A 25,211-nucleotide genomic window follows, 5' to 3' on the forward strand; every position below is an offset into this window, starting at 1 on the left:
CCCCCTGTGGGAGCGGGTTTACCCGCGAAGGCGGCGGTCCATTCAATATCTGCTTGGCTGACCCACCGCTATCGCCAGCAGACTCGCTCCCACAATGGATCTGCTTCGTGAGCAAGCTCTGCTTCCACTCAGCGGGGATAAATCCCCTCGCCACATCAGTCGCATCATCTACGGAAACGCCCTACATCACTCAAGGAAAGGTCCGATTTACCCCCCTCTGCTTCCTTCATAGCGTGCATGTTCCTTCGAATAACAAGGAAGCACATTCCATGAAGCGCCATCACCTTTCGTTCGAGAAGCCATACCTCTCGAAAGCCACGACTTCTCGCCAGTCCATGAGCCATGGAAAACAGGCGTAGCGGCATCGGGTCGCCCCTCACACGCCTCTTCAGATGCACAGCATAAGTGCAGCACATCAAGGATCGACATGAACGACTACTCTCACCGCACGGACACGCTCAACCCCTACAAAACCATCGTGGTTGGGGAGCAGATAAAACACTGGATCGAGTTCCAGTTACTCGACGAGCAGGGCGAGCCTTTGGCGAATATTCCCTATCGGGCGCTGAACGAAGCCACACGCACGGACTATGTTCCCGAATATACGGGCCATAGCGATGCCCAAGGGGTGATTCGCATCGATGGCCTGCACCCGCTGCCCATCACCTTGCTGCTGGCTGCTGACCCGTTGGCCGAGCAACTGCAAACCCGTCGCTTGCGTGCCGAACGGCCTGAGCCGCCTCGTCCGAATATTTCGAATCGCTTTCCCTTGCATCAGCCGCAGCGTGCGGGTTTCTCGCCTATCGAGCAGCAGGCCCTCGCCGCCGGTCACGGCTACCAGTATTTGCGCATCGGTCAGCTCTGCGATCGATTGCCGACTCTCGATCCGCCGTTGGACGATCCTCAAAATCCGCCGGACTTTCATTTTCCAGATCCGACTTTCAGCGGTACTACCTTCGAATACGAGCAGTTGGAGCACCGGCATGTGCTGGAAGTCTGTCCGTTTCGGGCTTGGGCCTTGGTGCTGCATCACCAATCGGGGTACAGCCAGGCCAACGCCTATAACCTCGGGCTGATGAGTATCTTGGCTTATAGCAAGAAGTCAGATAAGGATCACGGTTCTATCAAGGAGTTCTTTTCTCAGCAGTGTCTGGACCTTTCTCGCGCACCTCGGATATGGGACGACGGTGACAACTGGCTCTGCCTGGTCACTGATGTACCGTTCAATGCTCGCTATACGAGTTTCGATCTGCTTGACACTAGTAAGGCAGAGCCACCGGAGGGGGACACCCAGCTGTTTTATGTCATTAGCGCTTCCCAGGTGTTGGTGGCTTGGCGCGGCACCGAAACTGATGGCTTTGATGACCTACTCACCGATGTAACCTTTCGTCCGGTTCCGCCCGAGGTGGCGGCTCTCTGCAAGCCCATGGTGCCCTGCGACGGTTTGGCGCCGGAGGGAAGTATGCATCTGGGCTTTCGTGCAGCTTTCGACATGGCCCAGAGAATTTTTGGAAAGGAACTGGGCAAGATGATTCCCAAAGATGCTGAGGGCAAGCAACTCTTTATCTGCGGACATAGCCTGGGCGGCGCTCTCGGATTAGTCCATGCCGCCGCGCTGAAAGATCTGAATCCACTACTCTACACCTACGGCATGCCCCGCACCTTTAGCCTCAAGGCGGTGCAAAGTCTCAGCGAGCTGGTGCACTTTCGCCACGTCAACGACACCGACCTGATCCCCAGCGTTCCGCCCGAAGCGGCTCTGGATAACTATCTGTATGACCTGTACGGGCCATTGGGCACCACACTAGGTTTTACCTGGTCACTGGCCCAACTGGCCGCCAGTGCCGTGGTTAAACACGGCGATCCTTACTGCCATCACGGCGAAATCGCCATGTTCTTTCGCGCCGAGCAGCATATACAGCGGCGGGGTTCGTCGTACCCGGCCTATCGCAACAAGGACGGGCTCGGTGCGCCGTATTACAGCACCATCTCCCGGCAGCTGTCGCATAAGGCCAAGTTCTACCTGGTGCCCAGCCTGAGCCCAGCGCAGGAGCAACAGGCCGGGGAGGCGCAAAAAAATCTGATCGGCTCCCTCCAGCCCGATGACCGCGCCGCATTCTTCCCACGGTACCGGAATGCCAAAACCGGTCGGATATCCGGTATTCGCCACCATTTCATGCGCAAGTATCAACCCTATCTGCACCATCTGGTGGAATCGATCAACCCCGAGCGTGACCCGGTGTTGAGGGAGAGGAAGGAACGGCAGGCGTTTGTCGAACAGATGCGCGAACACTATGCGGATATACATGAGCATGAACGGCTTCGTAACCGGGTGTTCCTCGACTTGCAGGGTCTGTTGAGCGAGTCCCTGGCCAGCACCTGGGAAGCCGAAGGCGGTGCCGAGGCGCTGCAGCGCTTCGATGGGGTGGCCGATCCCGAGATGTACCACACCGACACGTATATTTAAGGGGCTCAGCCATGATCAAGAAGATGCCCGTTGCACTGGTGTCCCTGCTTGTTAGCTTGAGCGGTTGCGCCAAGGATTACAGGCTGGCACCACCGGTCGACAGCGAACAGATTACCGTGACGGTAAAAGTGCCCGAAGAGCTTGAAGCGGAAGTGATGCAAGTCATGTATCGCTCGGCGACTTGCAAACGTGTTACTCACGGTGCGAGTGGTCAGCGGATCGAGCTAGAGGGTTATCACGGCATTGATGTGTATCCGCAACGACAAGGGCAGAGCAATATTTATCAGGCGAGTCTGCCGATGGATGGCGGCGGGCCCTGTAAATGGCGGTTGAGCAATGTAACGTTTGGCGTCGCGTACAAGGACCCTTCACGTTTTGGTGAAAATGTGACTTACGGCGCAGGTGGTGGCATCGTGGTGATATTTGATCACAACAACTCGCCGCGCGGAGGGGCCAACTTCGAAGTTGAAGGGGATCCGATAATTAGGAAGGAATACTATCCTTGGCTGTCAGAGACTTTTTTGGGTGGATACAACAAGGATATTAATCTCTTGGGTGAGGGCGGAATTTATGTAAAGTATCGGGCGCTACAGGCACGTCAAGTCTATTTCGAGCCCGTACTGCATTCCAATTTAATGCTCTATTCAGTCGGCGTTAAGGAGAAAAAAGAGGGCAACTTCGTTACTTACACCTACCCCGACGGCAGCGTTGTGGCAGATGGGCGACCAAATTCAAAGTTCTTGAAGTTACAAGCCATCCGCCTGGCTGCGGAGGGTAAGCGATGAGCCTCGCTCCGCCTATCGCATTGTCCATTCTCTTCGTCAGTTTGAGCGGTTGTGCCAAGGATTACAGTCTGGCACCACCGGCTGACAGCGAACAGATTATCGTGACGGTAAAAGTGCCTGAGGAGCTGGAAGCGGAAGTGATGCAGCTCAAGTATCGCTCCACGGTCTGTACGTTTACCGATCACACCGCCAGCGGTCGAGCCTATCAGCGGGATGGGTATCAGAGCTTGGATATCCAGCCTGTACGACAGGGGCAAAGTGATCTCTATCGGGCGAGTCTGCCAATGGATGGCGGTGGTCCCTGTCAGTGGCGGTTGAGCAATGTAACTTTTGGCGTCGCCTATAAGTACCCTACACGTTTTGGAGAAAATGTAACTTATAGTGCAGGGGGCGGCATTGTGGTGATTTTCGATCACAATAATTCGCCGCCCGGAGGGGCCGACTTTAAAGTCGCTGGAGATCTGTTTCTTAGAAAAGACTACTACCCTTGGATCTTCGAAGATTTTTTGGGGCGCTACAAAAAAACCATCAGCTTGACTGGCGAGGGTGATATCTATGTCAAATATCAAGCCTTGCAGGCACGCCAAGTCTATTTCGAGCCGGTCCTGCATTCTGATTTCGCACTGTATTCAACCGGACCAAAAGTAAAGAAAAAGGGTAATTACACCACCTATACCTACCCCGACGGCAGCGTTGTCGGTGATAGGGCTCACATGCCGAACTTTGCCAGACTCCAAGCCATCCGCCTGGCTGCGGAGGGCAAGCAATGATCTTCGCCCTACCAACCGACTCGACCGCCAGCGGCGGCCAGGGCCGTAATGGCAACAGAACTGCTGGAGTCGATCCCCCGGGCTATTTGGGATAAAGCGGCGGCAAGCCACTCTCGCCCAGCGGGTCCTGGGAGCGTTCTGCGGTGGGGATGGTGCGGATTGCCCGCCACAGGTCTTCGCCTTGCCAGTGCTGGCCGGTCTCGCTGTAGAGCGCGCCGTTGAGGCCGTCGAGGGCGTCGGACAGGGGCACGAAGCGTGCCGCCATGTCGGCCAGGGTTTCCGGTTGTTGGCGGGCCCAGGCGTCCAGGGCCTGGCGAGTGGCGTGGGGGTCGTTGGCCAGGCAGGCGCGCTTGAGGTCGTCGAGCAGGGTGCGTGGGCTCGGTCCGGCCTGGGTTGCGCGTAGCACGGCAGGTTGCGAGCGTGCCCGCCACCACAGGCCGAGGCCGAGCAGGGTGGTGCAGAACAGGATGAAGCTGGTCAGTTGCCAGTACCACAAGGCATCGCTGTCGACGGTGGTGACGATCTGCGCCGTGCCTGCGGGCGTATCCACCATCAGGCTCGGATTGTTCGCCACTTGCAGGGTCCGCGCAGGGAGGCTGGTGCGGTCGAGGTGGTCTTCCAGGGTGTTCCACCAGACCACCTCTACCGGTGGCAGCTCGATGGTGCCGCTGCGGTTCGGCACCAGGGCTTCACGGTCTTCGCGGCTGCCCACCAGGCCGCGCTCGCTGCTGCGGCTGCTCAGGACCGGTTGGTCCGGGTAACGCCGCAGGCCATTGATCTCGGTGGCGGGCAACGGTGGCAGCTGGGCGCTGGCCAGGCCTTCGGCTTCCAGGGTCAGGCTGCGGGTCAGGGAGTCACCGACCTGGCTGTGGGTCGGTTCCGGGCTCCAGCTTTCGCTCAGGGAAAGGCTGCGCGCCGGCAGCCAGGGCACATCGGCCGGGTAGCTGGCAGGCTTGGGCTTGACGCTCAGGCGCAGCTGTTCGGAACTGACGCGCATCAGCTGGCCGGGCTTAGGCCCCGACGGCACCGCGCCCTGGGCGACCGGTTCCACCAGCGTGGCGCTGAAGGTCTGGGCCGGGACGGTCAGCTCGCCGCTGCGCTGGGGATAGATGCCATACCGCAACTCGATCACACCGTGGCGCACATCGTTGATGACCTTTTCGTAGGTGCGCGATTCGCCCAGCTGTTCGGTGCGCGCATCGGGGATGTGCAACGGTGTCAGGCTGCTGTCGTCGTACAGCGACACCGAATGGTAGATGCGCAGGGTGAGGATCACCTGGGCCTGCACGTACACCTGGTTCTGGTCGAGGCTGGCTTCGATAAAGACCGGCGCCAGGGTCCCGGACGCAGTGCGGGTTTCGCTTTCGATGACTTGCAGGGTGATCGGCTGGCTGCTGGTTTCGCCCAGTTGCAGCGCGGGGATGACCACTGTGCCACTCTGGCGCGGCAGCAGCGTCACGATCCAGCGCGTGGTGGCGCGGTTCTCGCCGTCAAGGGTGGTCAACTGGTTGACCTGGCGGGTTCCGCGCACATCGAACAGCGCTTGAAGCGGGCTCAGGTCGGGTTTGCCAAACAGCGTGGCGTCGTTGGATTCCAGGGTCAGTTCCACCGTTTCCCCGGAGTTCACGCGGCCGCGGTCCACGCTGGCAGTCAGCTGTGCAGCCTGGGCGCCAGAGGCCCAGAACAACAACGCGAGGAAGTAGACGGTGAAGCGGGTCATTGGGTTTTTCCCTGGGCCTGATGGCTTTGCTGTTCATACCAGAATTTACGTCTGAGCAGTTCGCCGGGATTATCCGGGATCTGGCGCAGCCATTGTTCCAGTGCCTGGCGTTGTTCTTCTTCGTTGCGCTGGCCGGCGGCGGGGCGCAGCGGCGGGGTGGTGGTCTGCTCGTCCGGCAGTTCGCTGCCCGGCACATCCTGGGCACCGGGCGGCGCGGCGTGGGACGGCGGGTGTTCTTCCGGTGCTGCTGGCGTTTCGGCGGAGGGTTCTCCCTGCGCCGACGATTGCGCCTGAGCGTCGGCGTTCGGCGCCTGTTCGGCAGGCCCCGGCTCTTGCTGCTCGGCCGGCTTGGGGTCGTCCGCCGGCGGCGTCTGTTCCTTCAACAGGCTCTGCACCAACGCCTTGTTGGTCTGGGCGGGGCGCAGGTCGGGTTGCAACTCCAGGGCCTGTTCATAGGCATCCAGCGCCGCTTCCAGTTCGCCGCTGCGGGCCAGGGCGTTACCCCGATTGTAGTGGGCCCGGGCGTCGTTGCCTTCGGCGAAGCGCCCGGCGGCTGCGCTGTAGTCGCCGGCTTCGTACAGGGCCACGCCTTGCCACTGGCTGTCCTCGAAGTGCTTGGCGGCCTCGGCCGGGCGCTTTTGCTTAAGCAGGTGTTGGCCTTGTTGGTCGGGGCGCAACCACAAATCCTCGAATTCAAATGCGTGGCCGGTTTGCGGCAACGCCAACAGTAGCGGCAGGCAGAACAGCCAGCCGCGACGCCCGGCACAGGCAGCCAGCAATAACAGCGGCAGGAGCAACCAATAGCCTTGGTCGGCCCAGGTGTCCAGGCGCAGGGTCTGGCCGTCGCTGCGCAGATGGCGCGGACCGTCCAACAGACCCAGGCCCCGCAGGTCGCTGTCGTCCAGGCGCGCCGGGCGATAACGGCCGTCCAGCTCGCTGGCAAAGGATTTCAGGCCTGGGTTGTCCAGGCGCGGCACCAGAATCGAACCCTGGGCATCCTTGAGGTAACTGCCATCCTCCTGGGCCACCGGTGCGCCTTCGCGGGTGCCGATGCCGAGCATCAGCCATTGGGTGGCGGAGCCCTCCAGCGACTGGCGGATGCCTTGGCGCTCCTGTTCATTCAATGACGAACCGATCAGCAGGATTCGCCCGTGGCCGAGTTCGCCCTGGTCCAGCAGGGCCAGGGCCTTGTTGACCGCCAGGTCGGCACGGTGCCCGCTCTGCGGCATGATCGAGGGCTTGAGGGCTTCGAGCAGGTTGGCGCTGGTGGCGAGGTCGTCCGACAGCGGCACCAGCGTGTGGGCGCTGCCGGCGTAGACGATGATCGCGGTCTGGGCGTCGCTGCGATTGTGCAGCAGGTCCAGCACCTTGCGCCGAGCCTGTTCCAGACGCGTGGGTGGAACGTCGGTGGCGAGCATTTCGGGGGTCAGTTCCAGCAGCACCACCAGTGGGTCGGCGGGACGTTGGCTGGTCTGTTCGACGCGCGCCCAGCTCGGCCCCAGCAAGGCCAGCACCATCAATAGCCAGGCCAGGCCCAGGGCGATCCATGGCAGCCGGCTTTCACGGCCGCTGCCGCCGCTGAGCAACACGCCATGGAAGGCCGGGGGCAAGATCATCTGCCAGCGGCCCACGCGTTTCTGCCGATGCCATAGTTGCCAGAGCAGCCAGCACAGCAAGGGCAGCAGCAATACGAACCAAGGCCGTAGCCAATGCGGCCAGAGCGCAATCATCGACGCCTCCGCAAGCGCAGGCGCTTGAGGCGTTGGCGCCACTCGGTGTGTTGGGTCGGTTGGAACAGCGGTTGGGTGAACAGGCGTTGCAATGGGTTGTCCGGCCAGCGCACCCGAGCCACCAGCAAGACGCTGAACAACAGCGCAACGGCCAGGGGCCATTGGTAAAGCGCCAGGGCCGGGCGGGCCTGGGTCGGTTGCTGGGCCACCGGCTCAAGTTGGTCGAGGGTGGTCTTGATCGCCAGCAACTGCTCGCCATCCTGGGCGCGAAAGTACCGGCCACCCGTGACCTGGGCAATGTCTCTCAAGGTCGGTTCGTCGAGGTCCAGGCTCGGGTTGACACCAAGCAAGCCAGTGGAGCCGCTTTGCTCGGGGTCGGCGCCAATGCCGATCGGATAGATTTTCACGCCCTCGTCGGCGGCCAGTCGGGCGGCGGTCAGCGGGTCGATTTCACCACCGTTGTTCGCGCCGTCGGTGACCAGGATCAGCACGCGGCTATGGGCCGGACGCTGGCGTAGGCGTTTGAGGGCCAGGCCGATGGCATCACCAATGGCGGTGTTCTTGCCGGCGATGCCGATCCGCGCTTCGTCGAGCCAGCGCCTGACGGTGCGGCGGTCGAAGGTCAGCGGCGCTTGCAGATAAGCCTGGCTGCCGAACAGGATCAAGCCGACCCGGTCGCCTTCACGGCCTTCGAGAAAGTCCCCGAGCATGTGCTGGACCAGCGCCAGGCGACTGACCTCTTCGTTCTGCCACTGCATGTCGGGAAAGTCCATGGACCCCGAGACATCCACTGCCACCAACAGATCGCGACCGCTGGCGGCGATGGGCAGGGGTTCCCCCAGCCATTGTGGGCGGGCGGCGGCAATCAGCAATAACAGCCAGATCAGGATAAACGGCGCCTGCTGGCGCCAGGTCGGCAGGTTGGCCCGGGCCCGCCGCCCGACAAGGCCTTCGAGGTCGCCCAGGAAACTGACCTTGAGCGCGGGTTCGCCACTGTCGGCCGGCGGCAGCACCAGACGCATCAGCCACGGCAGTGGCAACAAGGCAAATACCCATGGCCAGGCGAATTCAAACATGTTTGCGAATCCAGGTTTCGACTGCCTGGGTCAGCCCGGCGATGGCTTTGTCATCCAGTTTGCACTCGGGCTTGTAGGCGCCTTCCACCAGTACCATCCAACGTGTGAGGCCGGCGGCCGGGCAGCGGTTATCCAGGAACGCCAGCCATTTACGGCCATTGAGGGTATGGCTCTGGCTATAGGGGTAGTGGTTGCGGCACAGACGCTTGAGCAGCCCGTTGAGTTGCTGCAGCCAGGCCCCGGCCGGCGCACCGTCGTAGGGCTTGGGCAACAGGGCGAGTTCGGCCAGGGCCGCCAGGCGCGCCGGGTCCAGCGGTTGTTCTGCACGGGTTTCGGGGCGTTTGGCGGGGATGAACCGACGCAACTGCCACAGGCCCAGGCCCAGCAAGGGGATTAACACCAGCAGCAACCACCAGCCCGGTGCAGGCGGCCAGAAACCAATGGGCGGCGGCGCCATCAGCGGTTGCAATTGATCGAGGCTGCTCATCGGCTTTTTCCGGCCCGCTTGGGGTTCAGGTATTCGCGCAACTGTTCGACCATGTCGCCTTGGGTGCTTAGGGGCATCATCAAAATTCGCAGCTTTTGCGCGAGCATTTCCCAACGCTCCAGGCGCGCTTCGGCCTGGGCGCGATAGGCCTGGCGCAGCTCGAAATTCAAGGTGTCGAGCTCCAGCTGCGCGCCACGTTGGGCAAATCGCAGCAGGCCGGCGGCGGGCAGGGCATGATCCAGCGGATCGGACAGTGGCAGCAGCAACAGGTCGCAATGGCGCGACAGCAGGCTCAGTTGCTGCTCGGCGCTGTCGGACAGCGCGCGCTCGTCACAGATGATGATTGCCAGGCTTCCGGGCCGTAGCACCTCCCGGGCCCGGCGTAGGGCGATACCGAAGGAGTCGCGGTCCGGTTCGCCTTCGGGGTGCAGCGATTGATTGACCCGCACCAGGCGGTTGAGCAACTGCAACAGACTCTGCTTGCTGCGCCGGGGCTTGACCTCGTAGTGGGTGTTGTTGCCGAACACCAGCCCGCCGACCCGGTCGTTATGCCCCAGCGCGGCCCAGCCGATCAGGCTGGCGGCCTGGGCCGCCAGCACCGACTTGAACATCTGGCCGGAGCCGAAGAACAGCCGGTGGCTCTGCTCGATCATGATGAAGATCGGCCGCTCGCGCTCTTCATGGAACAGTTTGGTGTGGGGTTCCTGGGTGCGGGCGGTGACGCGCCAGTCAATCGTGCGCACGTCGTCGCCGGCCTGATAGACCCGCACCTGGTCGAAATCCACCCCGCGCCCACGCAGCTTGGAATGGTGCAGGCCAATCAGCGGGCTGCGCTGGCCGGGCGTCGAGAACAACTGCACCTCGCGCACGCGATGGCGCATCTCGATCAGCTCCGACAGGCTGACGCGGATGCCCGGTGCGGGCGCCAGTGGGTTATTCATGGTTCATGCTCAAGCGACAGCGACGACGTCGAGAATCCGCTGCACGACCCGGTCCTGATCGATGCCGGCGGCTTCGGCCTCGAACGACAGGATGATGCGGTGGCGCAGCACGTCGAACAGCACGGCCTGGATGTCTTCGGGGCTGACGAAATCACGCCCGGCCAGCCAGGCGTGGGCCCGGGCGCAGCGATCCAGGGCGATGGAACCGCGAGGGCTGGCACCGTAGGCGATCCACTCGGCCAGCTCCGGATCGAACTTGGCCGGGTTGCGGGTCGCCATGATCAACTGCACCAGGTATTCCTCCACGGCATCGGCCATGTACAACCCGAGGATTTCCTTGCGCGCGGAAAAAATCGCCTGCTGGCTCACCCGGCGCTCGGGTTTGGTTTCGCCGTTCAACGCTTCACCCCGGGCCTGCTGCAGGATCCGGCGCTCTACCGCAGCGTCCGGGAAACCGATTTTGACGTGCATCAGAAATCGGTCGAGCTGGGCTTCAGGCAGCGGGTAAGTGCCTTCCTGCTCGATCGGGTTCTGCGTCGCCATCACCAGGAACAGCGGCGACAGTTCATAGGTGCTGCGCCCGACGCTGACCTGGCGCTCGGCCATGGCTTCGAGCAACGCGGACTGGACCTTGGCCGGGGCGCGGTTGATTTCGTCCGCCAGCACCAGGTTGTGGAAGATAGGGCCCTGCTGGAAAACGAAACTGCCGGTTTCCGGGCGATAGATTTCCGTGCCGGTGATGTCCGCCGGCAACAGGTCGGGGGTGAACTGGATGCGATGGAACTGCGCTTCGATCCCTTCGGCCAACTCCTTGATGGCTTTGGTCTTGGCCAGCCCCGGCGCGCCTTCCACCAGCATATGGCCGTCGGCGAGCAAGGCGATGAGCAGGCGCTCGATGAGTTTTTCCTGGCCGAGAATCTGCGTAGAAAGAAAGGTTCGCAGCGCCAGCAGCGCTTCACGATGTTCCATCGGTGACTGTTCCTGGAAAGGGTGGCCCCAGGCGTTCGGATAACGTCGGGGCTGGGGGCGTTACTTTAATGCATGGCGGGGGTTGGCGACTAACGGGATTTTGATCGGTCGTGCGCAATTGTGATCGGCTTGGAAGCATTGTGGAGGTGGGCTTGCTTGCGATGAATACCTCTCGGGCAAGCGTACTGACCCGTGGCGAAGGAGGTTGCTCCCGCTTGGCCGGGCTGGCGCACCAGTGCGAAGCACTCAAAAAATGAAGGGCTGTTTATCCGGATGTTGGAGTGTTCTGTATCGGGCTACGTTGTCTTGCGCCATTGCCTACGACTGCGCCAGAATCCGCCGGCTTGTGCGCTTGGGAGGCAGGTTCTATCGTTTTCGGGTCGCTGGGAAATCAGCGATCGGGTTTGGTAGCCCGGATCTCTACATGACGCAAGCGTTACCTTTTACAGGTGCATCTGAGCATTTGTATTGACGGTGGCCATGCGTAGGGCGCTCTCGAGCGCCGGAGTCATGTGGGCCGGTCTACCAACCTTCGTATGGCCGCCACCCTCGTTCACGCCGGCATTTCCTCCTGGGCATCCAACAGCTGATCGAACTGGGCAGCCTGCTGGCCAACCGCGCACTGGACAACATCGAAACCCGCCAGCCGACATAACCCCCTGTGGCGAGGGAGCTTGCTCCCGCTGGGCTGCACGGCAGCCCCAAAACCAGCCAGCGCGGTTTCCCAGACACATCACGCCAGCCGGGCCTGCGACTGCTGCGCAGCCGAGCGGGAGCAAGCTCCCTCGCCACAAGGGACTTGTTACAGCCTCGGAATCCGGGACGCACCGCGGTACCTGTGGGAGCGGGCTTGCGAAGGCGATGGATCAGTTCATATTGATGTTGGCTGACACACCGCTTTCGCGAGCAAGCCCGCTCCCACAAGGGACCTGTGGCACCCTCGGAACCCGGGCACACCGCAAGTCCTGTGAGAGCGAGCCTGCTCGCGATGGCGGCGTCAAAGACGACACTAATGCCGGATTTCATCCAGCAACAATTTAACCGCCGGCCTGCTGACCAACTCCTGCCACGGGCCGTCATCCACGATCTCACCCCCGTCCATCACAATGACCCGGTCAAAGCGATGCAGATGGTCGACATCATGGGTCACGCAGATGAGTCCGCGATCGGCAAACACCTCGAACAGCAGGTCCCACAGCGGTCCGGTCAACCTGGGTTCGATGGATGCGCTGGGCTCGTCGAACAGATTGAATGTCCCCGGCTTGTTGATCAGGCGCAGCAATGACAGGCGTTTGGCCTCGCCGCCGGAAATATTCGTTGCGTTTTCACTGATGTGCCGTTCTGTAACTTCCTCAAGTTGCAGCCGCCGTATGGCGTGAGACAGTTGCGGTGATGCGTCGCTGCCGAACAGCACCGAATGCTCAAAAAGGCCTTCGAGAAACCGTGGTTGTTGAGGGCAGTACCTCAAGGCAGTTAGGTGTGAGTGGCGCGTCAACAGCGAAACCGATACCGAATCGATACTCAGGTGGTCTCGCGTCAACGCGTCAAGCCCGGCGAGCACTTCCAGAAAAGTGGATTTGCCTGCGCCGCTTGGTCCTGTAATGGCCACCGATTGGCCTTGGCTAAAAATCAGCGACTGCTTGATGGACAGACGAGGTTCACCCGTTTCTATTACGGCGCAGGGCGTGAGTTCCAATATTGAATCACCGTGAAAGTCCTTTTCTGCCTGCCGGTCGCAATGATCGAAATCCGCCAGCGCCAGCAAACTCTGGAACTGCCGCTGATCGGCAAGGAACTGGTCAAGCACCCGATAGCCTTCGGTCAAGGTGGCGATACTGAGCAGATAAGTCCCTGCAATGGAGAAAATGGCAACCAGTTGCCCGACACTGATGCTGGGTTGGCCCGACAGTTGATCCACGACTCCCCAACACAGCAACCCGCCGGTGGAGAGGCTGACGAACAGGATTCTAGCGGCGCTCAGTAGGCCACCTGAAGAGGCCGTGGTCACCGCAGCCGTGGCGTATCGCTCGAAAGCCTGGTTCAACGACAGCATCGCCGTAGGCTCGGCACATTCGAGTTTGATGGCTTTACCGGCGTTGAGGGTGTTGTACAGGCGGGCACTGAGTTCATCTTCCTGCTCGTTGACCGCGTCGATGTGTTTGCGGCGCCAGCGGATAATCTTGTGGGTTACCACTAGGTAGATGGCTCCAAGCCCGGTCATGCTCAGGAAAACTCCACTACCCCCCATATAAAGGAAAGCACCGCCGACCACGACAAACTCCAGGCATACCGGCAGGGCGACAGTAACCAGGAATGTCAGCAGTTGTTCGTGCGCGGTGATCCCACGTTCAACCGACTTTATGAAGTGACCGATTCGCCACGAATTGAACAGGGCGAATTCCTTGCCTAGCAGGCGCCTGATCCAGTCAATGGAGGCTGTCATGACAATGTGCTGGACCAATTTGCCCAGCACATGGATTTGCAGCGGGCTGATGATGGCGTGAATGCAACCGGCGACAATCAGGCCCGCCGTCAGCATCAGCAAGGTGTTGGACGCTACAGATGTGTCGCCATGCAACGTATCGATGATGGTTCCAAGGAGAAGTGGCGCAGCGAGCACGATCAGTTTGAGCGCCAGGATCGTGGCGAGGGTCGTTACCAGAAGTGCCGTATGTTTCCGGTAGGCGCTTTTGATCATGGTTTGTATGGCATGCATGTGCTCGCTCCGGATCATTCATGTTCATCGCGAAGCGATCGCCTGACGTGTTTTCGCAGGTGACTAATTAGTAGCAGCCAGATTATGGATGGGCTACGGCGCAGCTTCCGATGCTGGCGTAGGTCTGTTCCTGGTTCTAGGTAGGAAGCGCCCCATTGCCATCGCAAACCTGCTCACGATGGCAATGATGTCGGCGAAAAAAAACACTCAGCTATTCCACGCACTCGCATTCACCAGATTCACCGGCCGCTCACCCGCCAGCGCCGCCAGCAGATTCTCCACCGCACAACGCGCCATCGCTTCCCGTGTCTCATGGGTGGCGGAGCCCATGTGCGGGGTGGCGACCACGTTATCCATTTGCAGCAGCGGCGAATCCGCGCTCAAAGGCTCGCGCTCGAACACATCCAATCCCGCAGCGCGGATCTGGCCGTTGCGCAGCGCGTTGATCAGCGCCGCTTCATCCACCACCTTGCCTCGGGAGATGTTGATGAAAATGGACTCGGGACGCATCTGCGCAAAGGCTCGTTCACCGATCAGCCCTTGGGTCTCGGCGGTCAAGGGCAGGGTCAGGCAGATGAAGTCGGCCTGGCGCAACAGCCTTTCGAGGTCGCAATAGCGCGCGTTGAATCGTTGTTCGACCGCCGGTTTGGGCGAGTGGCTGTGGTAGATCACCGGCATGCCGAAGCCGAAGTGGCCGCGCTGGGCCAGGGCTTCGCCGATGCGCCCCATGCCAATGATGCCCAGGGTCTTGCCATGCACGTCGCTGCCGAAATGCTCGGGGCCGATGCTTTTTTGCCATTGGCCGGCGCGGACCAGGTTGGCCAGTTCCACCACGCGTCGGGCGGTGGCGAGGATCAGGGCGAAGCCGGTGTCGGCGGTGGTCTCGGTCAGCACATCCGGCGTGTTGCTAAGCAGGATCCGCCGTTCGGTCAGGTACTCGATGTCGTAGTTGTCGACGCCTACCGAGACGCTGGCGATGGCTTGCAGGTTCGGCGCCAGGTCGAGCAGTGCCGCGTCCAGCTTGAGGCTCGCGCCGAGCAGGCCGTGGGCGCCGGGCAGGGCGGCGCGCAACTGTGCCAGGCCGTGCGCGTCGAGGCGCTCGATGAGAGTGACTTGGTACTGGGCTTGCAAACGGGCCATCAGTTGTGCCGACAGCGCCTTGTACAACACCACATGCTTTTTCATGGACAGGTCTCGATTCAGGAATGGACGGGCGCCGGGCGTGGCGTCGCGGTTTTGGATTCGGCCCGGTCACTGGCGCCGGGCTTGAGGGCGAGGGTCAGCACCACCGAAAGCAGCAGCGCGCCGCTCATCAGCAGGAACGACATGCCCGGCGAGCCAGTGGAACCGTTGAGGTAACCCACCAGGTACGAGCCGCCGAACGAACCCAGCGCGCCCATGCTGTTGATCAGTGCCATGGCGCCGCCGGCGACGTTGGCGGGGAGGATTTCCGGGACGATGGCGAAGAACGGCCCATAGGGGGCGTACATGCAGGCGCCGGCGATCACCAGCAGGCTATAGGACCACCAGAAATGTTCAGGCCCCAGCAGGTAGGAAGCATAGAAGGCGATGGAGGCAATCAGCAGTGGCGGCCAGACGAAGCGCTTGCGCTTCTGCGCCTTGTCCGACGCCCAGGACACGCCCAACATGCCAACCACTGCCGCCAGGTACGGTAACGACGACAGCCAACCGGCTTCGACCATGCTCATCTGCAGGCCGGCTTTGAGAATCGACGGCAGCCACAGCACGAATCCGTAGACCCCGATGCTCCAGCAGAAAAATTGCAGCGCCAGGATGATGACCATGGGCGAACGAAAGGCTTCGGCGTAATTCTTCACCGCCTTGATGCCCACCTGTTCAGCCGCCAGCACACTTTCCAGGTCGTGTTTTTCCTGGTCGCTGAGCCACTTGGCCTGAGCCGGACGATCATCCGCCAGGCGCCACCAGATAAACGCCCAGAGCACCGCCGGCAGGCCTTCGATGATGAACATCCAGCGCCAGTCGAATTGTTGCACCAGATAACCCGACACCACCGACATCCAGAGCATGGTCACCGGGTTGCCGAGGATCAGGAAGGTATTGGCCCGCGAGCGTTCGGCCCGGGTGAACCAGTGGCACAGGTAAACCAGCATGGCTGGCATGACGGCGGCTTCGACCACGCCGAGCATGAAACGGATCACGATCAGCCAGTAGGCATTGGAAACGACGCCGGTCAACGTGGCCAGCGAGCCCCAGAGGATCAGGCTGACGAAGATCAGCTTCTTCACGCTGTGTTTCTGCGCATAGATCGCGCCCGGCACCTGAAAGAAAAAGTAGCCGAGGAAAAACAGCGCGCCGAGCAATGACGACAGGCCCGGAGTGATCATCAGGTCCTTGGCCATGCCTGAGGCAGCGGCGAATCCATAGTTGGCCCGGTCCAGGTAAGCCAGGCTGTAGGTGATGAACACGATGGGCATGATGTACCACCAGCGGCGGGTGGCGAGGTTGAGCGTTTGCATGTCGTTGACTCCTGAGCTTGTTGTTTTTGTTGCAGCAGGGTGTGTTTTGCGGTGGCCTCTATCGCGAGCAAGCTCGCTCCCACAGGGTTAACGTCAACCCCTGTGGGAGCGAGCTTGCTCGCGATGAGCGGTTTCAAATTCAGCCAACTGTTCGGCACGGGTCGGCAAGCCTTCCATGTCGCCACGGCTCTGCACCGCGCGGCTGCCAATCCAGTTGGCGCGCTGCACAGCTTCGGTGATGCCGCGGCTTTCCAACAGGGCACTGATCAGGCCGACGGCGAATCCGTCACCGGCGCCCACGGTGTCTACCACCCGGGCGACCGGCACACCGGCAACCACGCCTTGATCCAGATGTGTGCGGTAATAGGCGCCTTCGGCACCGAGCTTGATCACCACCGCTTCGGCGCCCTGGTCCAGGTAGAACGCAGCGATGTCGGCCGGGTCGTCGAACCCGGTCAGCAGCCGGCCTTCGCTGAGCCCCGGCAAGACCCAGTGGGCGAGGGCGGCGAGGCGGTTGATTTCGCGGATCATCGTCGCCTCGCTGGGCCACAGGCTGGGTCGCAGGTTTGGATCGAACGACAGGCTGCGACCGGCCTCGCGCATGCGATTCATCAACTCAAAGGACATTTCCCGAGCCGTGTCCGACAGCGCCGGCACGATGCCAGTGGCATGCAGGTGACGGGCTCCCAGCAGCGGCGCGGCAATTGAATCGATCGACAGGTGACTGGCTGCCGAACCACGACGGAAATACTCGACTTGCGGGTCGCTGCCATCGTCGGTGCGGGATTTGAACTGGAACCCGGTGGGATGGGCCGGATCGACCGCCACGTGGCGGCAATCCAGGCCTTCCTTTTCCAGCGTCTGCACCACGAAGCGCCCCAGGGAGTCGGCGCCGACCCGGCTCAGCCAACCGACCTTGAAGCCCAGCCGCGACAGGCCGAGGGCAACGTTGCTGTCGGCCCCGGCGATGCGTTTGTGAAAGTGCTGGACGCTTGCCAGGTCGCCGCACTCGTCGGCCACCAACATCGCCATGGTTTCACCGAATGACAAAATGTCGAACTCAGACATGGGCAGGCTCCCGCCGTGCGTGCCCGAGGCGGGACAGGGTGGTGACGTGTTCAGCGGTCAGTTGCAACAGGTCAGCGCCTTGCAAGGGGTACTCGGCGGCGCGCATCACGCCGGCCGGCATGTGCTTGAGCAGTTGCTCCCACAGATGCAGGTCTGCCAGGGCCGGAGGCACGGCAATCAACTTGCCATCGTCGCGCCGGGCCACGGCCTTGCAATGCACATATTTCACGTACCGTCCGAGCTGCCGGGCCGCCACGGCAGCCGATTGGTCCTGCCATTGCCAGTTGCCGATGTCGAAGGTCATGCCGACGGGCAACGCTTGATGCTCGGCAGCGGTGAAGAAGCGTTGCAAGGGTTCGATCCGCCCGCCTTGCAACGTCTGGTCGTTTTCCACCAGCAGTTGCACCGCACTGGCGGCGAGGAGCTCCGACAGGGCCGAAAGATCATGGGAGTCGGTGAAATAGCCGAGGGAGACTTTCAGCCAGGTCGAGCCGAACGCCTCGGCACGTTGCAAGGCCAGCGCCAGGGCAGGGTTGGGCCTGGGCTGGCCGGCGAGCCACAGCTCAAGGGGCGATGAATAAATACTTTGCAGGCCTTGGGTCCGTGCCTCGGCCGCCAGCCTGGCGGGTTGTTCGGTGGTGAGCAGTTCTTCGCGCCATTCGATGCGCGAGGCCCCGGCGGCGGCCAGCAGGGTGATGAAACTGCCTTGGCCTTGCTGTCGCACCAGATCGGCGCCGTAGCTGGAGAGGCTGATGGAAACGGGTGGTTTGGTCATTGTTCTTGTCCTTCTGAAACCGGTTTCAGTTCTGTTCAAAAAAATTTCAGTGCTTCTGCCGGCCCCTTCGCGAGCAAGCCCGCTCCCACACTGAAGCTGTTTACGCACGCCTAATGTGGGAGCGGGCTTGCTCGCGAAGGGGCCATCACTGTCACCGAAGATCCCCCCGCGTCGACCCACGCTCAATCAACCGCGCCGCAAAATCCAGGGTCTGCACCGGCCCGTTGTCACCGCGCAAGCGCTTGAGCAAGCACTCGAAGGCACTGGCGCCGATCTCGGCGGTGGGTTGGGCCAGGGCAGTGATGCCGCTGCCCACCAACGGGTACCAATCCAGGTCATCGAGGGCGATCAGGCCGACATCGTCAAACAGGTGACAGCCCAGCTCCCGCAGCACTTGAGTGGCGGCCAGCGCCGCAATGCCGTTGGCGCAAAACAGCGCCTTGGGGCCGCGGTCCGGTTGAGCAAGGAAGCTCTTGATGCGCATGCTCAGTTGGTCGTCGATCTCCAGCACGGCGCCACTCAGGGCCGGGCGCTGCTGGAGGCCGGCCTTGAAGCTGTCGACCCGCTCGATCCGCGAACTGGTTCCGTCGAACGGTTCGGTCACCAGCAACAGATCGCGGTAGCCCCGTTGTTCGAGGTGATCAAGAGCCATCCCGACGGCAGCGGGGTTGTCCAGGCCCACCAGGTCGCTTTCGAGCCGATCGACCTTGCGATCCACCAATACCAGAGGCATTTCGCTGCGCAATTCGAGCAGTTCGTCACGATGATGACCCAGGGTGTTCACGATCAACCCTTCGATGTTGTAGGCACGCAACAGGGCCAAGTGCTGGCGTTCCTGTTCGTCATCGCGGTCGGTGTTGCACACCACCAGGCTGTAGCCATGGCGACGGCAGGCGGTTTCCACGCCATGCATCACGGCTATTGAATAGGGGTTGCGGATGTCGGCCACCAGCATGCCGATCAGCCGGGTGCGCCCACGCTTGAGGCCGCGGGCCATCTGGTTCGGGCGATAGCCCAGCTCGCTGATCGCCTGCTCGATGCGCCGGGCAATGGCCTCGGAGAGCAGGGCACGGTCCTCGCCGATGAACCGCGAGACGCTGGCCTTGGAGACCCCGGCGCGTTCGGCGACGTCGAGCATGGTCACGCGGCTGCGTTGGGCAGCGGAGAAGGAATTCACGGATTGAGACCTGCTTATTGGAATTATCGAGGTTCTGAAACCGGTTTCAGGAAACATCAGAATTGGGTGGGTCGTCAAGGGCGCCTTGATGCGATAGCGACCGACGGTGTGCCAACCACAGGCTTGGCACTGCGATCCCCTGTGGCGAGGGAGCAAGCTCCCTCGCCACAGAGGGGTAGTCTTTTTGCTTTCCTGGTGTGGGCAGGTTCAGAGCTGGCTTATATAAGTCCCGGTACCCCTGAGAATGTTCTGCAGCGTCAGTTCCACCTCCGCCAGGTCCGCTGCGTCGGTGTCGTGGCTGATCTCCAGCACATCATCACCGCCAAGGGCGTCGGCGTCCGCTGTGGCAACTTCGATCTTCAGCAGGGTCGGCGACAGGGTGACTTTCACACCGTCCAGCGTCGAAGGCTCGCCATCGAGGGCGATCTCCAGTTCATCTTCGTCGGGGTAGCGGGTCATCAGGAACATTTCGCCTTGCGCGCTGTGGCAGCAGAGCATGGCCATGTTGTCTTCTTCGTCGTCGCACGGGTTGGCGATCAGAAGGGCGGTGGTCATTTGCATGGTGATGGCTCCTGGCTCGGTGAGCCTTGCGAGTGCGAAAAGCCGGATTTTGCCAGCCTGGAGAAAATTCTGCTGGGTTACTCATATCCGGTGACACATGCCAGGCCTCGAAACCGGGTGTGATTTGGCCCATCGCAGTGCCGTTTTTACCGAGGGCTGCTAGGGTTGTTCGAAGCGTACGCTAGCCGATGACCGAATATGTCGCAGCGCTGCAAGCAGGCAGGTTGTCGCACTCGTTAAGCTGCGCAACGGATGTGCACCTGCAAAGGCCACCCTGGGGTGTTTTTTGCAGGTGTCCATTGCATGCAAATTAGATGGAAAAGGATGTGACCTGCGGGTCCCGTCCAGCTTCACCCACCTGTCATCCTGTTTCCTCTGCCCGAGAATCAGGAACGGGATGGCCGACAGCCCCGCAGGGGGTTGCACGCGACGCTTTCATCAATAACAAGCCCAAGCGGAGTACCACAGATGGCGTTCTTCACCGCAGCCAGCAAAGCCGACTTCCAGCACCAACTGCAAGCGGCACTGGCGCAGCACATCAGTGAACAGGCACTGCCACAAGTGGCGCTGTTCGCTGAACAATTCTTCGGCATCATTTCCCTCGATGAACTTACCCAGCGCCGGTTGTCCGACCTCGCCGGCTGCACCCTGTCCGCCTGGCGCCTGCTTGAGCATTTCGACCACACGCAACCGCAGGTGCGTGTCTACAACCCTGATTACGAGCGCCACGGCTGGCAGTCGACCCACACCGCAGTGGAAGTGCTGCACCACGACCTGCCGTTCCTGGTGGACTCGGTGCGCACCGAGCTGAACCGTCGCGGCTACAGCATCCATACCCTGCAAACCACCGTGCTGAGCGTGCGTCGCGGCAGCAAGGACGAGTTGCTGGAAATCCTGCCTAAAGGCACCCAGGGCGACGGCATCCTGCAAGAGTCGCTGATGTACCTGGAAATCGACCGCTGCGCCAACGGCGCCGAACTCAACGTCCTGAGCAAGGAACTCGAGCAGGTGCTGGGCGAAGTGCGCGTGGCGGTGGCCGATTTCGAACCGATGAAAGCCAAGGTCCAGGAAATCCTCGCGGGGCTGGACGACAGCGCCTATGCCATCGATGCCGACGAAAAAAGCGAGATCAAGAGCTTCCTGGAATGGCTGGTGGGCAACCACTTCACCTTCCTGGGCTACGAAGAATTTGTCGTGCGCGATGAAGCCGATGGCGGCCACATCGAGTACAACCCCGATTCGTTCCTCGGCCTGACCAAACTGCTGCGCGCCGGCCTCACCGCCGATGACCTGCGCATCGAAGACTACGCCGTCAGCTACCTGCGCGAACCGACTTTGCTGTCCTTCGCCAAGGCCGCCCACCCGAGCCGCGTGCACCGTCCGGCCTACCCGGACTACGTGTCGATCCGTGAAATCGACGCCAGCGGCAAGGTCATCAAGGAGCGCCGCTTCATGGGCCTGTACACCTCGTCGGTGTATGGCGAGAGCGTGCGGGTGATTCCGTACATCCGCCGCAAGGTCGAGGAAATCGAGCGCCGCTCGGGCTTCCAGGCCAAGGCGCACCTGGGCAAGGAACTGGCCCAGGTGGTCGAAGTGCTGCCCCGTGACGACCTGTTCCAGACCCCGGTGGACGAGCTGTTCAGCACCGTGATGTCGATCGTGCAGATCCAGGAGCGCAACAAGATCCGCGTGTTCCTGCGCAAAGACCCGTACGGGCGTTTCTGCTACTGCCTGGCCTATGTGCCGCGGGACATCTATTCCACTGAAGTGCGGCAGAAGATCCAGCAAGTGCTGATGGATCGCCTGAAGGCCTCGGACTGCGAGTTCTGGACCTTCTTCTCCGAGTCCGTGCTGGCTCGCGTGCAGTTGATCCTGCGGGTGGACCCGAAGAATCGCATCGACATCGATCCGCTGCTGTTGGAAAAGGAAGTGGTCCAGGCCTGCCGCAGCTGGAAGGACGACTATGCCAGCCTGGTGATCGAGAGCTTCGGCGAAGCCCAGGGCACCAACGTGTTGGCCGACTTCCCCAAAGGCTTCCCGGCCGGCTACCGCGAGCGCTTTGCCGCGCACTCGGCCGTGGTCGACATGCAGCACCTGCTGAACCTGAGCGACAAGAATCCGCTGGTCATGAGTTTCTACCAGCCGCTGGGCACCGGTTCCGGCCAGCGCGAGCTGCACTGCAAGCTGTATCACGCCGACACCCCGTTGGCGCTGTCCGACGTGCTGCCGATCCTGGAAAACCTCGGCCTGCGGGTGCTGGGTGAGTTCCCGTATCGTCTGCGCCACACCAATGGCCGCGAGTTCTGGATCCACGATTTCGCGTTCACCGCCGCCGAAGGCCTGGACCTGGACATCCAGCAGCTCAACGACACCTTGCAGGACGCCTTCGTCCACATCGTGCGTGGCGATGCCGAGAACGACGCGTTCAACCGCCTGGTACTGACCGCCGGCCTGCCATGGCGCGACGTGGCGCTGCTGCGTGCCTACGCCCGTTACCTGAAGCAGATCCGCCTGGGCTTCGACCTGGGTTACATCGCCAGCACCCTGACCAACCACACCGACATCGCCCGCGAGTTGACCCGGTTGTTCAAGACCCGCTTCTACCTGGCGCGCAAACTCAGCGCCGAGGACCTGGAAGACAAGCAGCTGCGCCTGGAACAAGCGATCCTCACGGCGCTGGACGACGTCCAGGTGCTCAACGAAGACCGCATCCTGCGTCGCTACCTGGACCTGATCAAGGCCACCCTGCGGACCAACTTCTACCAGACCGACGCCAACGGCCAGAACAAGTCCTACTTCAGCTTCAAGTTCAACCCGCACCTGATTCCGGAACTGCCGAAGCCGGTGCCCAAGTTCGAGATCTTCGTCTATTCGCCACGGGTCGAAGGCGTGCACCTGCGCTTCGGTAACGTTGCCCGCGGCGGCCTGCGCTGGTCCGACCGTGAAGAAGACTACCGCACCGAAGTGCTTGGCCTGGTGAAAGCCCAGCAAGTGAAGAACTCGGTGATCGTGCCGGTGGGCGCCAAGGGCGGCTTCCTGCCGCGTCGCCTGCCGCTGGGCGGCAGCCGGGACGAGATCGCGGCCGAGGGCATCGCCTGCTACCGCATCTTCATCTCGGGTCTGCTGGACATCACCGATAACCTCAAGGACGGCGCGCTGGTGCCGCCGGCCAACGTCGTGCGTCATGACGACGATGACCCGTACCTGGTAGTGGCGGCGGACAAAGGCACCGCGACCTTCTCCGACATCGCCAACGGCATCGCCATCGACTACGGCTTCTGGCTGGGCGACGCATTCGCCTCCGGCGGTTCGGCCGGCTACGACCACAAGAAGATGGGCATCACCGCCAAGGGCGCGTGGGTCGGCGTGCAACGCCACTTCCGTGAGCGCGGCATCAATGTCCAGGAAGACAGCATCACCGTGGTGGGCGTCGGCGACATGGCCGGCGACGTGTTCGGCAACGGTTTGCTGATGTCCGAGAAGCTGCAACTGGTGGCTGCGTTCAACCACCTGCACATCTTCATCGACCCGAACCCGGAGCCGGCCAGCAGCTTCGCCGAGCGCAAGCGTCTGTTCGACCTGCCGCGTTCGGCCTGGACCGACTACGACACCAGCATCATGTCCGAAGGCGGCGGCATCTTCTCGCGCAGCGCGAAGAGCATCGCCATTTCGCCACAGATGAAAGAGCGCTTCGACATCCAGGCTGACAAGCTGACCCCGACCGAACTGCTCAATGCCTTGCTCAAGGCACCGGTGGACCTGTTGTGGAACGGCGGTATCGGTACCTACGTCAAGGCCAGCACTGAAAGCCACGCCGACGTCGGCGACAAGGCCAACGATGCACTGCGCGTGAACGGCAACGAACTGCGCTGCAAAGTCGTGGGCGAGGGCGGCAACCTGGGCATGACCCAGCTGGGTCGCGTCGAGTTCGGCCTGCATGGCGGCGCCACCAACACCGACTTCATCGACAACGCCGGTGGCGTGGACTGTTCCGACCACGAAGTGAACATCAAGATCCTGCTCAACGAAGTGGTGCAGGCCGGCGACATGACCGACAAGCAGCGCAACCAGTTGCTGGCGAGCATGACCGACGAAGTCGGCGGCCTGGTGTTGGGCAACAACTACAAGCAGACCCAGGCCCTGTCCCTGGCGGCACGCCGTGCTTTCGTGCGGATCGCCGAATACAAGCGCCTGATGAACGACCTGGAAGCCCGGGGCAAGCTGGACCGCGCCATCGAGTTCCTGCCGACCGAAGAACAGTTGGCTGAGCGCGTCGCGGCGGGCCATGGCCTGACCCGCGCCGAGCTGTCGGTGCTGATCTCCTACAGCAAGATCGACCTCAAGGAAGCGCTGCTCAACTCCCTGGTTCCGGACGACGACTACCTGACCCGTGACATGGAAACGGCGTTCCCGCCGTCGCTGGTGAGCAAGTTCTCCGAGGCCATGCGTCGCCATCGCCTGAAGCGCGAGATCGTCAGCACCCAGATCGCCAACGACCTGGTCAACCACATGGGCATTACCTTCGTTCAAAGGCTCAAAGAGTCTACCGGCATGAGTCCGGCGAATGTCGCGGGTGCGTATGTAATTGTTCGGGATATCTTCCATCTCCCGCACTGGTTCCGGCAGATCGAAGCGCTGGACCACCAGGTCTCTGCCGACGTGCAACTGGAGCTGATGGACGAGCTGATGCGCCTGGGCCGTCGCGCCACGCGCTGGTTCCTGCGCAGCCGTCGCAACGAGCAGAACGCTGCTCGTGACGTCGCGCACTTCGGTCCGCACCTGGCGGCGCTGGGCCTCAAGCTCGACGAACTGCTGGAAGGCCCGACCCGCGAAGGCTGGCAGACCCGCTACCAGGCCTACGTGGCTGCCGGCGTGCCGGAACTGCTGGCTCGCATGGTTGCAGGCACCACGCACCTGTACACCTTGCTGCCGATCATCGAAGCTTCCGACGTGACCGGCCAGAACGCCGCCGATGTGGCCAAGGCCTACTTCGCCGTGGGCAGCGCCCTGGACATCACCTGGTACCTGCAACAGATCAGCGCACTGCCGGTGGAAAACAACTGGCAGGCACTGGCCCGTGAAGCGTTCCGTGATGACGTCGACTGGCAGCAGCGGGCGATCACCATCTCGGTCCTGCAGGAAGGCGACGGCACCCAGGACGTGGAAACCCGCCTGGCGCTGTGGCTGGAGCAGCACCAGGGCATGGTCGAGCGCTGGCGCGCCATGCTGGTGGACATCCGTGCCGCCAACGGCACCGATTACGCCATGTACGCAGTCGCCAACCGCGAACTGCTGGACCTGGCGCTCAGTGGACAGGCGGTCGTGACGGCTAACTGATCCGGCGTTGAATGAAAAAACCCGCATCCAATGATGCGGGTTTTTTTATCACCCCAGTTCGGGCTGGAATCGAGAAACCTTGTGGGAGCGGGCTTGCTCGCGAAGACGGCAGCCATCCAACACTTGTGCAAGCT

At 61.9% G+C, this 25,211-nt stretch carries 17 protein-coding genes; 4 read left to right on the forward strand and 13 right to left on the reverse strand.

Going from position 1 to position 25,211, the window contains the following annotated elements; genetic code table 11:
- Positions 1 to 427 precede the first annotated feature (427 nt).
- The 3 genes from RGM2987_RS09615 to RGM2987_RS09625 are packed head-to-tail and all read left to right on the forward strand — an operon-like array spanning position 428 to position 4,022.
- Positions 428 to 2,467 carry a lipase family protein gene (locus RGM2987_RS09615; RefSeq protein ID WP_245140179.1) on the forward strand — a complete coding sequence of 680 codons (2,040 nt, stop codon included), beginning with the start codon at positions 428 to 430 and terminating at the stop codon, positions 2,465 to 2,467.
- Between the two features lie 11 nt (positions 2,468 to 2,478).
- The gene (locus tag RGM2987_RS09620; protein ID WP_245140180.1) at positions 2,479 to 3,252 is read left to right on the forward strand and encodes a hypothetical protein; all 774 of its coding nucleotides are present in this window, start codon (positions 2,479 to 2,481) and stop codon (positions 3,250 to 3,252) included.
- Entirely contained in the window at positions 3,249 to 4,022 is a 774-nt protein-coding gene (locus RGM2987_RS09625) for a hypothetical protein (protein ID WP_245140181.1), read from the forward strand. Before RGM2987_RS09620 ends, RGM2987_RS09625 begins: the two co-directional genes overlap by 4 nt.
- Positions 4,023 to 4,104: 82 nt before the next feature.
- Here RGM2987_RS09625 and RGM2987_RS09630 read toward each other — a convergent pair whose 3' ends face one another.
- The 13 genes from RGM2987_RS09630 to RGM2987_RS09690 form a co-directional block, all read right to left on the reverse strand.
- The gene (locus tag RGM2987_RS09630; RefSeq protein WP_245140182.1) at positions 4,105 to 5,742 is read right to left on the reverse strand and encodes a BatD family protein; all 1,638 of its coding nucleotides are present in this window, start codon (positions 5,740 to 5,742) and stop codon (positions 4,105 to 4,107) included.
- Entirely contained in the window at positions 5,739 to 7,472 is a 1,734-nt protein-coding gene (locus RGM2987_RS09635; protein WP_245140183.1) for a tetratricopeptide repeat protein, read from the reverse strand. Before RGM2987_RS09635 ends, RGM2987_RS09630 begins: the two co-directional genes overlap by 4 nt.
- The gene (locus tag RGM2987_RS09640) at positions 7,469 to 8,548 is read right to left on the reverse strand and encodes a VWA domain-containing protein (RefSeq protein ID WP_245140184.1); all 1,080 of its coding nucleotides are present in this window, start codon (positions 8,546 to 8,548) and stop codon (positions 7,469 to 7,471) included. Before RGM2987_RS09640 ends, RGM2987_RS09635 begins: the two co-directional genes overlap by 4 nt.
- Positions 8,541 to 9,035 (reverse strand): DUF4381 domain-containing protein, encoded by a 495-nt coding sequence (locus tag RGM2987_RS09645; RefSeq protein WP_245140185.1) that lies wholly within the window; start codon positions 9,033 to 9,035, stop codon positions 8,541 to 8,543. The genes RGM2987_RS09640 and RGM2987_RS09645 overlap by 8 nt, the downstream gene beginning before the upstream one ends.
- Positions 9,032 to 9,976, reverse strand: a complete 945-nt coding sequence (locus RGM2987_RS09650; RefSeq protein ID WP_245140186.1) for a DUF58 domain-containing protein — start codon at positions 9,974 to 9,976, stop codon at positions 9,032 to 9,034. The genes RGM2987_RS09645 and RGM2987_RS09650 overlap by 4 nt, the downstream gene beginning before the upstream one ends.
- A gap of 9 nt (positions 9,977 to 9,985) precedes the next feature.
- Positions 9,986 to 10,945 carry a MoxR family ATPase gene (locus RGM2987_RS09655; protein WP_245140188.1) on the reverse strand — a complete coding sequence of 320 codons (960 nt, stop codon included), beginning with the start codon at positions 10,943 to 10,945 and terminating at the stop codon, positions 9,986 to 9,988.
- Positions 10,946 to 11,954: 1,009 nt separating this feature from the next.
- Positions 11,955 to 13,661 (reverse strand): ATP-binding cassette domain-containing protein, encoded by a 1,707-nt coding sequence (locus RGM2987_RS09660; RefSeq protein WP_245140192.1) that lies wholly within the window; start codon positions 13,659 to 13,661, stop codon positions 11,955 to 11,957.
- A 207-nt stretch (positions 13,662 to 13,868) separates the two neighbouring features.
- Positions 13,869 to 14,846 (reverse strand): D-glycerate dehydrogenase, encoded by a 978-nt coding sequence (locus RGM2987_RS09665; protein WP_245140193.1) that lies wholly within the window; start codon positions 14,844 to 14,846, stop codon positions 13,869 to 13,871.
- 14 nt (positions 14,847 to 14,860) lie between these two features.
- The gene (locus tag RGM2987_RS09670; RefSeq protein ID WP_245140195.1) at positions 14,861 to 16,159 is read right to left on the reverse strand and encodes an MFS transporter; all 1,299 of its coding nucleotides are present in this window, start codon (positions 16,157 to 16,159) and stop codon (positions 14,861 to 14,863) included.
- Between the two features lie 93 nt (positions 16,160 to 16,252).
- Positions 16,253 to 17,227: a sugar kinase gene (locus tag RGM2987_RS09675; RefSeq protein ID WP_245140198.1), complete on the reverse strand. Its 975-nt coding sequence runs from the start codon at positions 17,225 to 17,227 to the stop codon at positions 16,253 to 16,255.
- Positions 17,220 to 18,002 (reverse strand): sugar phosphate isomerase/epimerase, encoded by a 783-nt coding sequence (locus RGM2987_RS09680; RefSeq protein WP_245140199.1) that lies wholly within the window; start codon positions 18,000 to 18,002, stop codon positions 17,220 to 17,222. The genes RGM2987_RS09675 and RGM2987_RS09680 overlap by 8 nt, the downstream gene beginning before the upstream one ends.
- Before the next feature lie 151 nt (positions 18,003 to 18,153).
- On the reverse strand, positions 18,154 to 19,179 hold the full coding sequence (locus RGM2987_RS09685; protein ID WP_348529632.1) for a LacI family DNA-binding transcriptional regulator: 1,026 nt from the start codon (positions 19,177 to 19,179) through the stop codon (positions 18,154 to 18,156).
- Between the two features lie 207 nt (positions 19,180 to 19,386).
- Positions 19,387 to 19,740 carry a hypothetical protein gene (locus RGM2987_RS09690; RefSeq protein WP_245140200.1) on the reverse strand — a complete coding sequence of 118 codons (354 nt, stop codon included), beginning with the start codon at positions 19,738 to 19,740 and terminating at the stop codon, positions 19,387 to 19,389.
- 468 nt (positions 19,741 to 20,208) lie between these two features.
- Between RGM2987_RS09690 and RGM2987_RS09695 the strand changes: the two genes are divergently transcribed.
- Positions 20,209 to 25,077 (forward strand): NAD-glutamate dehydrogenase, encoded by a 4,869-nt coding sequence (locus RGM2987_RS09695; RefSeq protein WP_245140201.1) that lies wholly within the window; start codon positions 20,209 to 20,211, stop codon positions 25,075 to 25,077.
- The last annotated feature ends 134 nt before the right edge of the window (positions 25,078 to 25,211 follow it).

Source organism: Pseudomonas sp. RGM2987 (genome assembly GCF_022952855.1).
In the GTDB taxonomy this organism is placed as follows: Bacteria; Pseudomonadota; Gammaproteobacteria; order Pseudomonadales; family Pseudomonadaceae; genus Aquipseudomonas.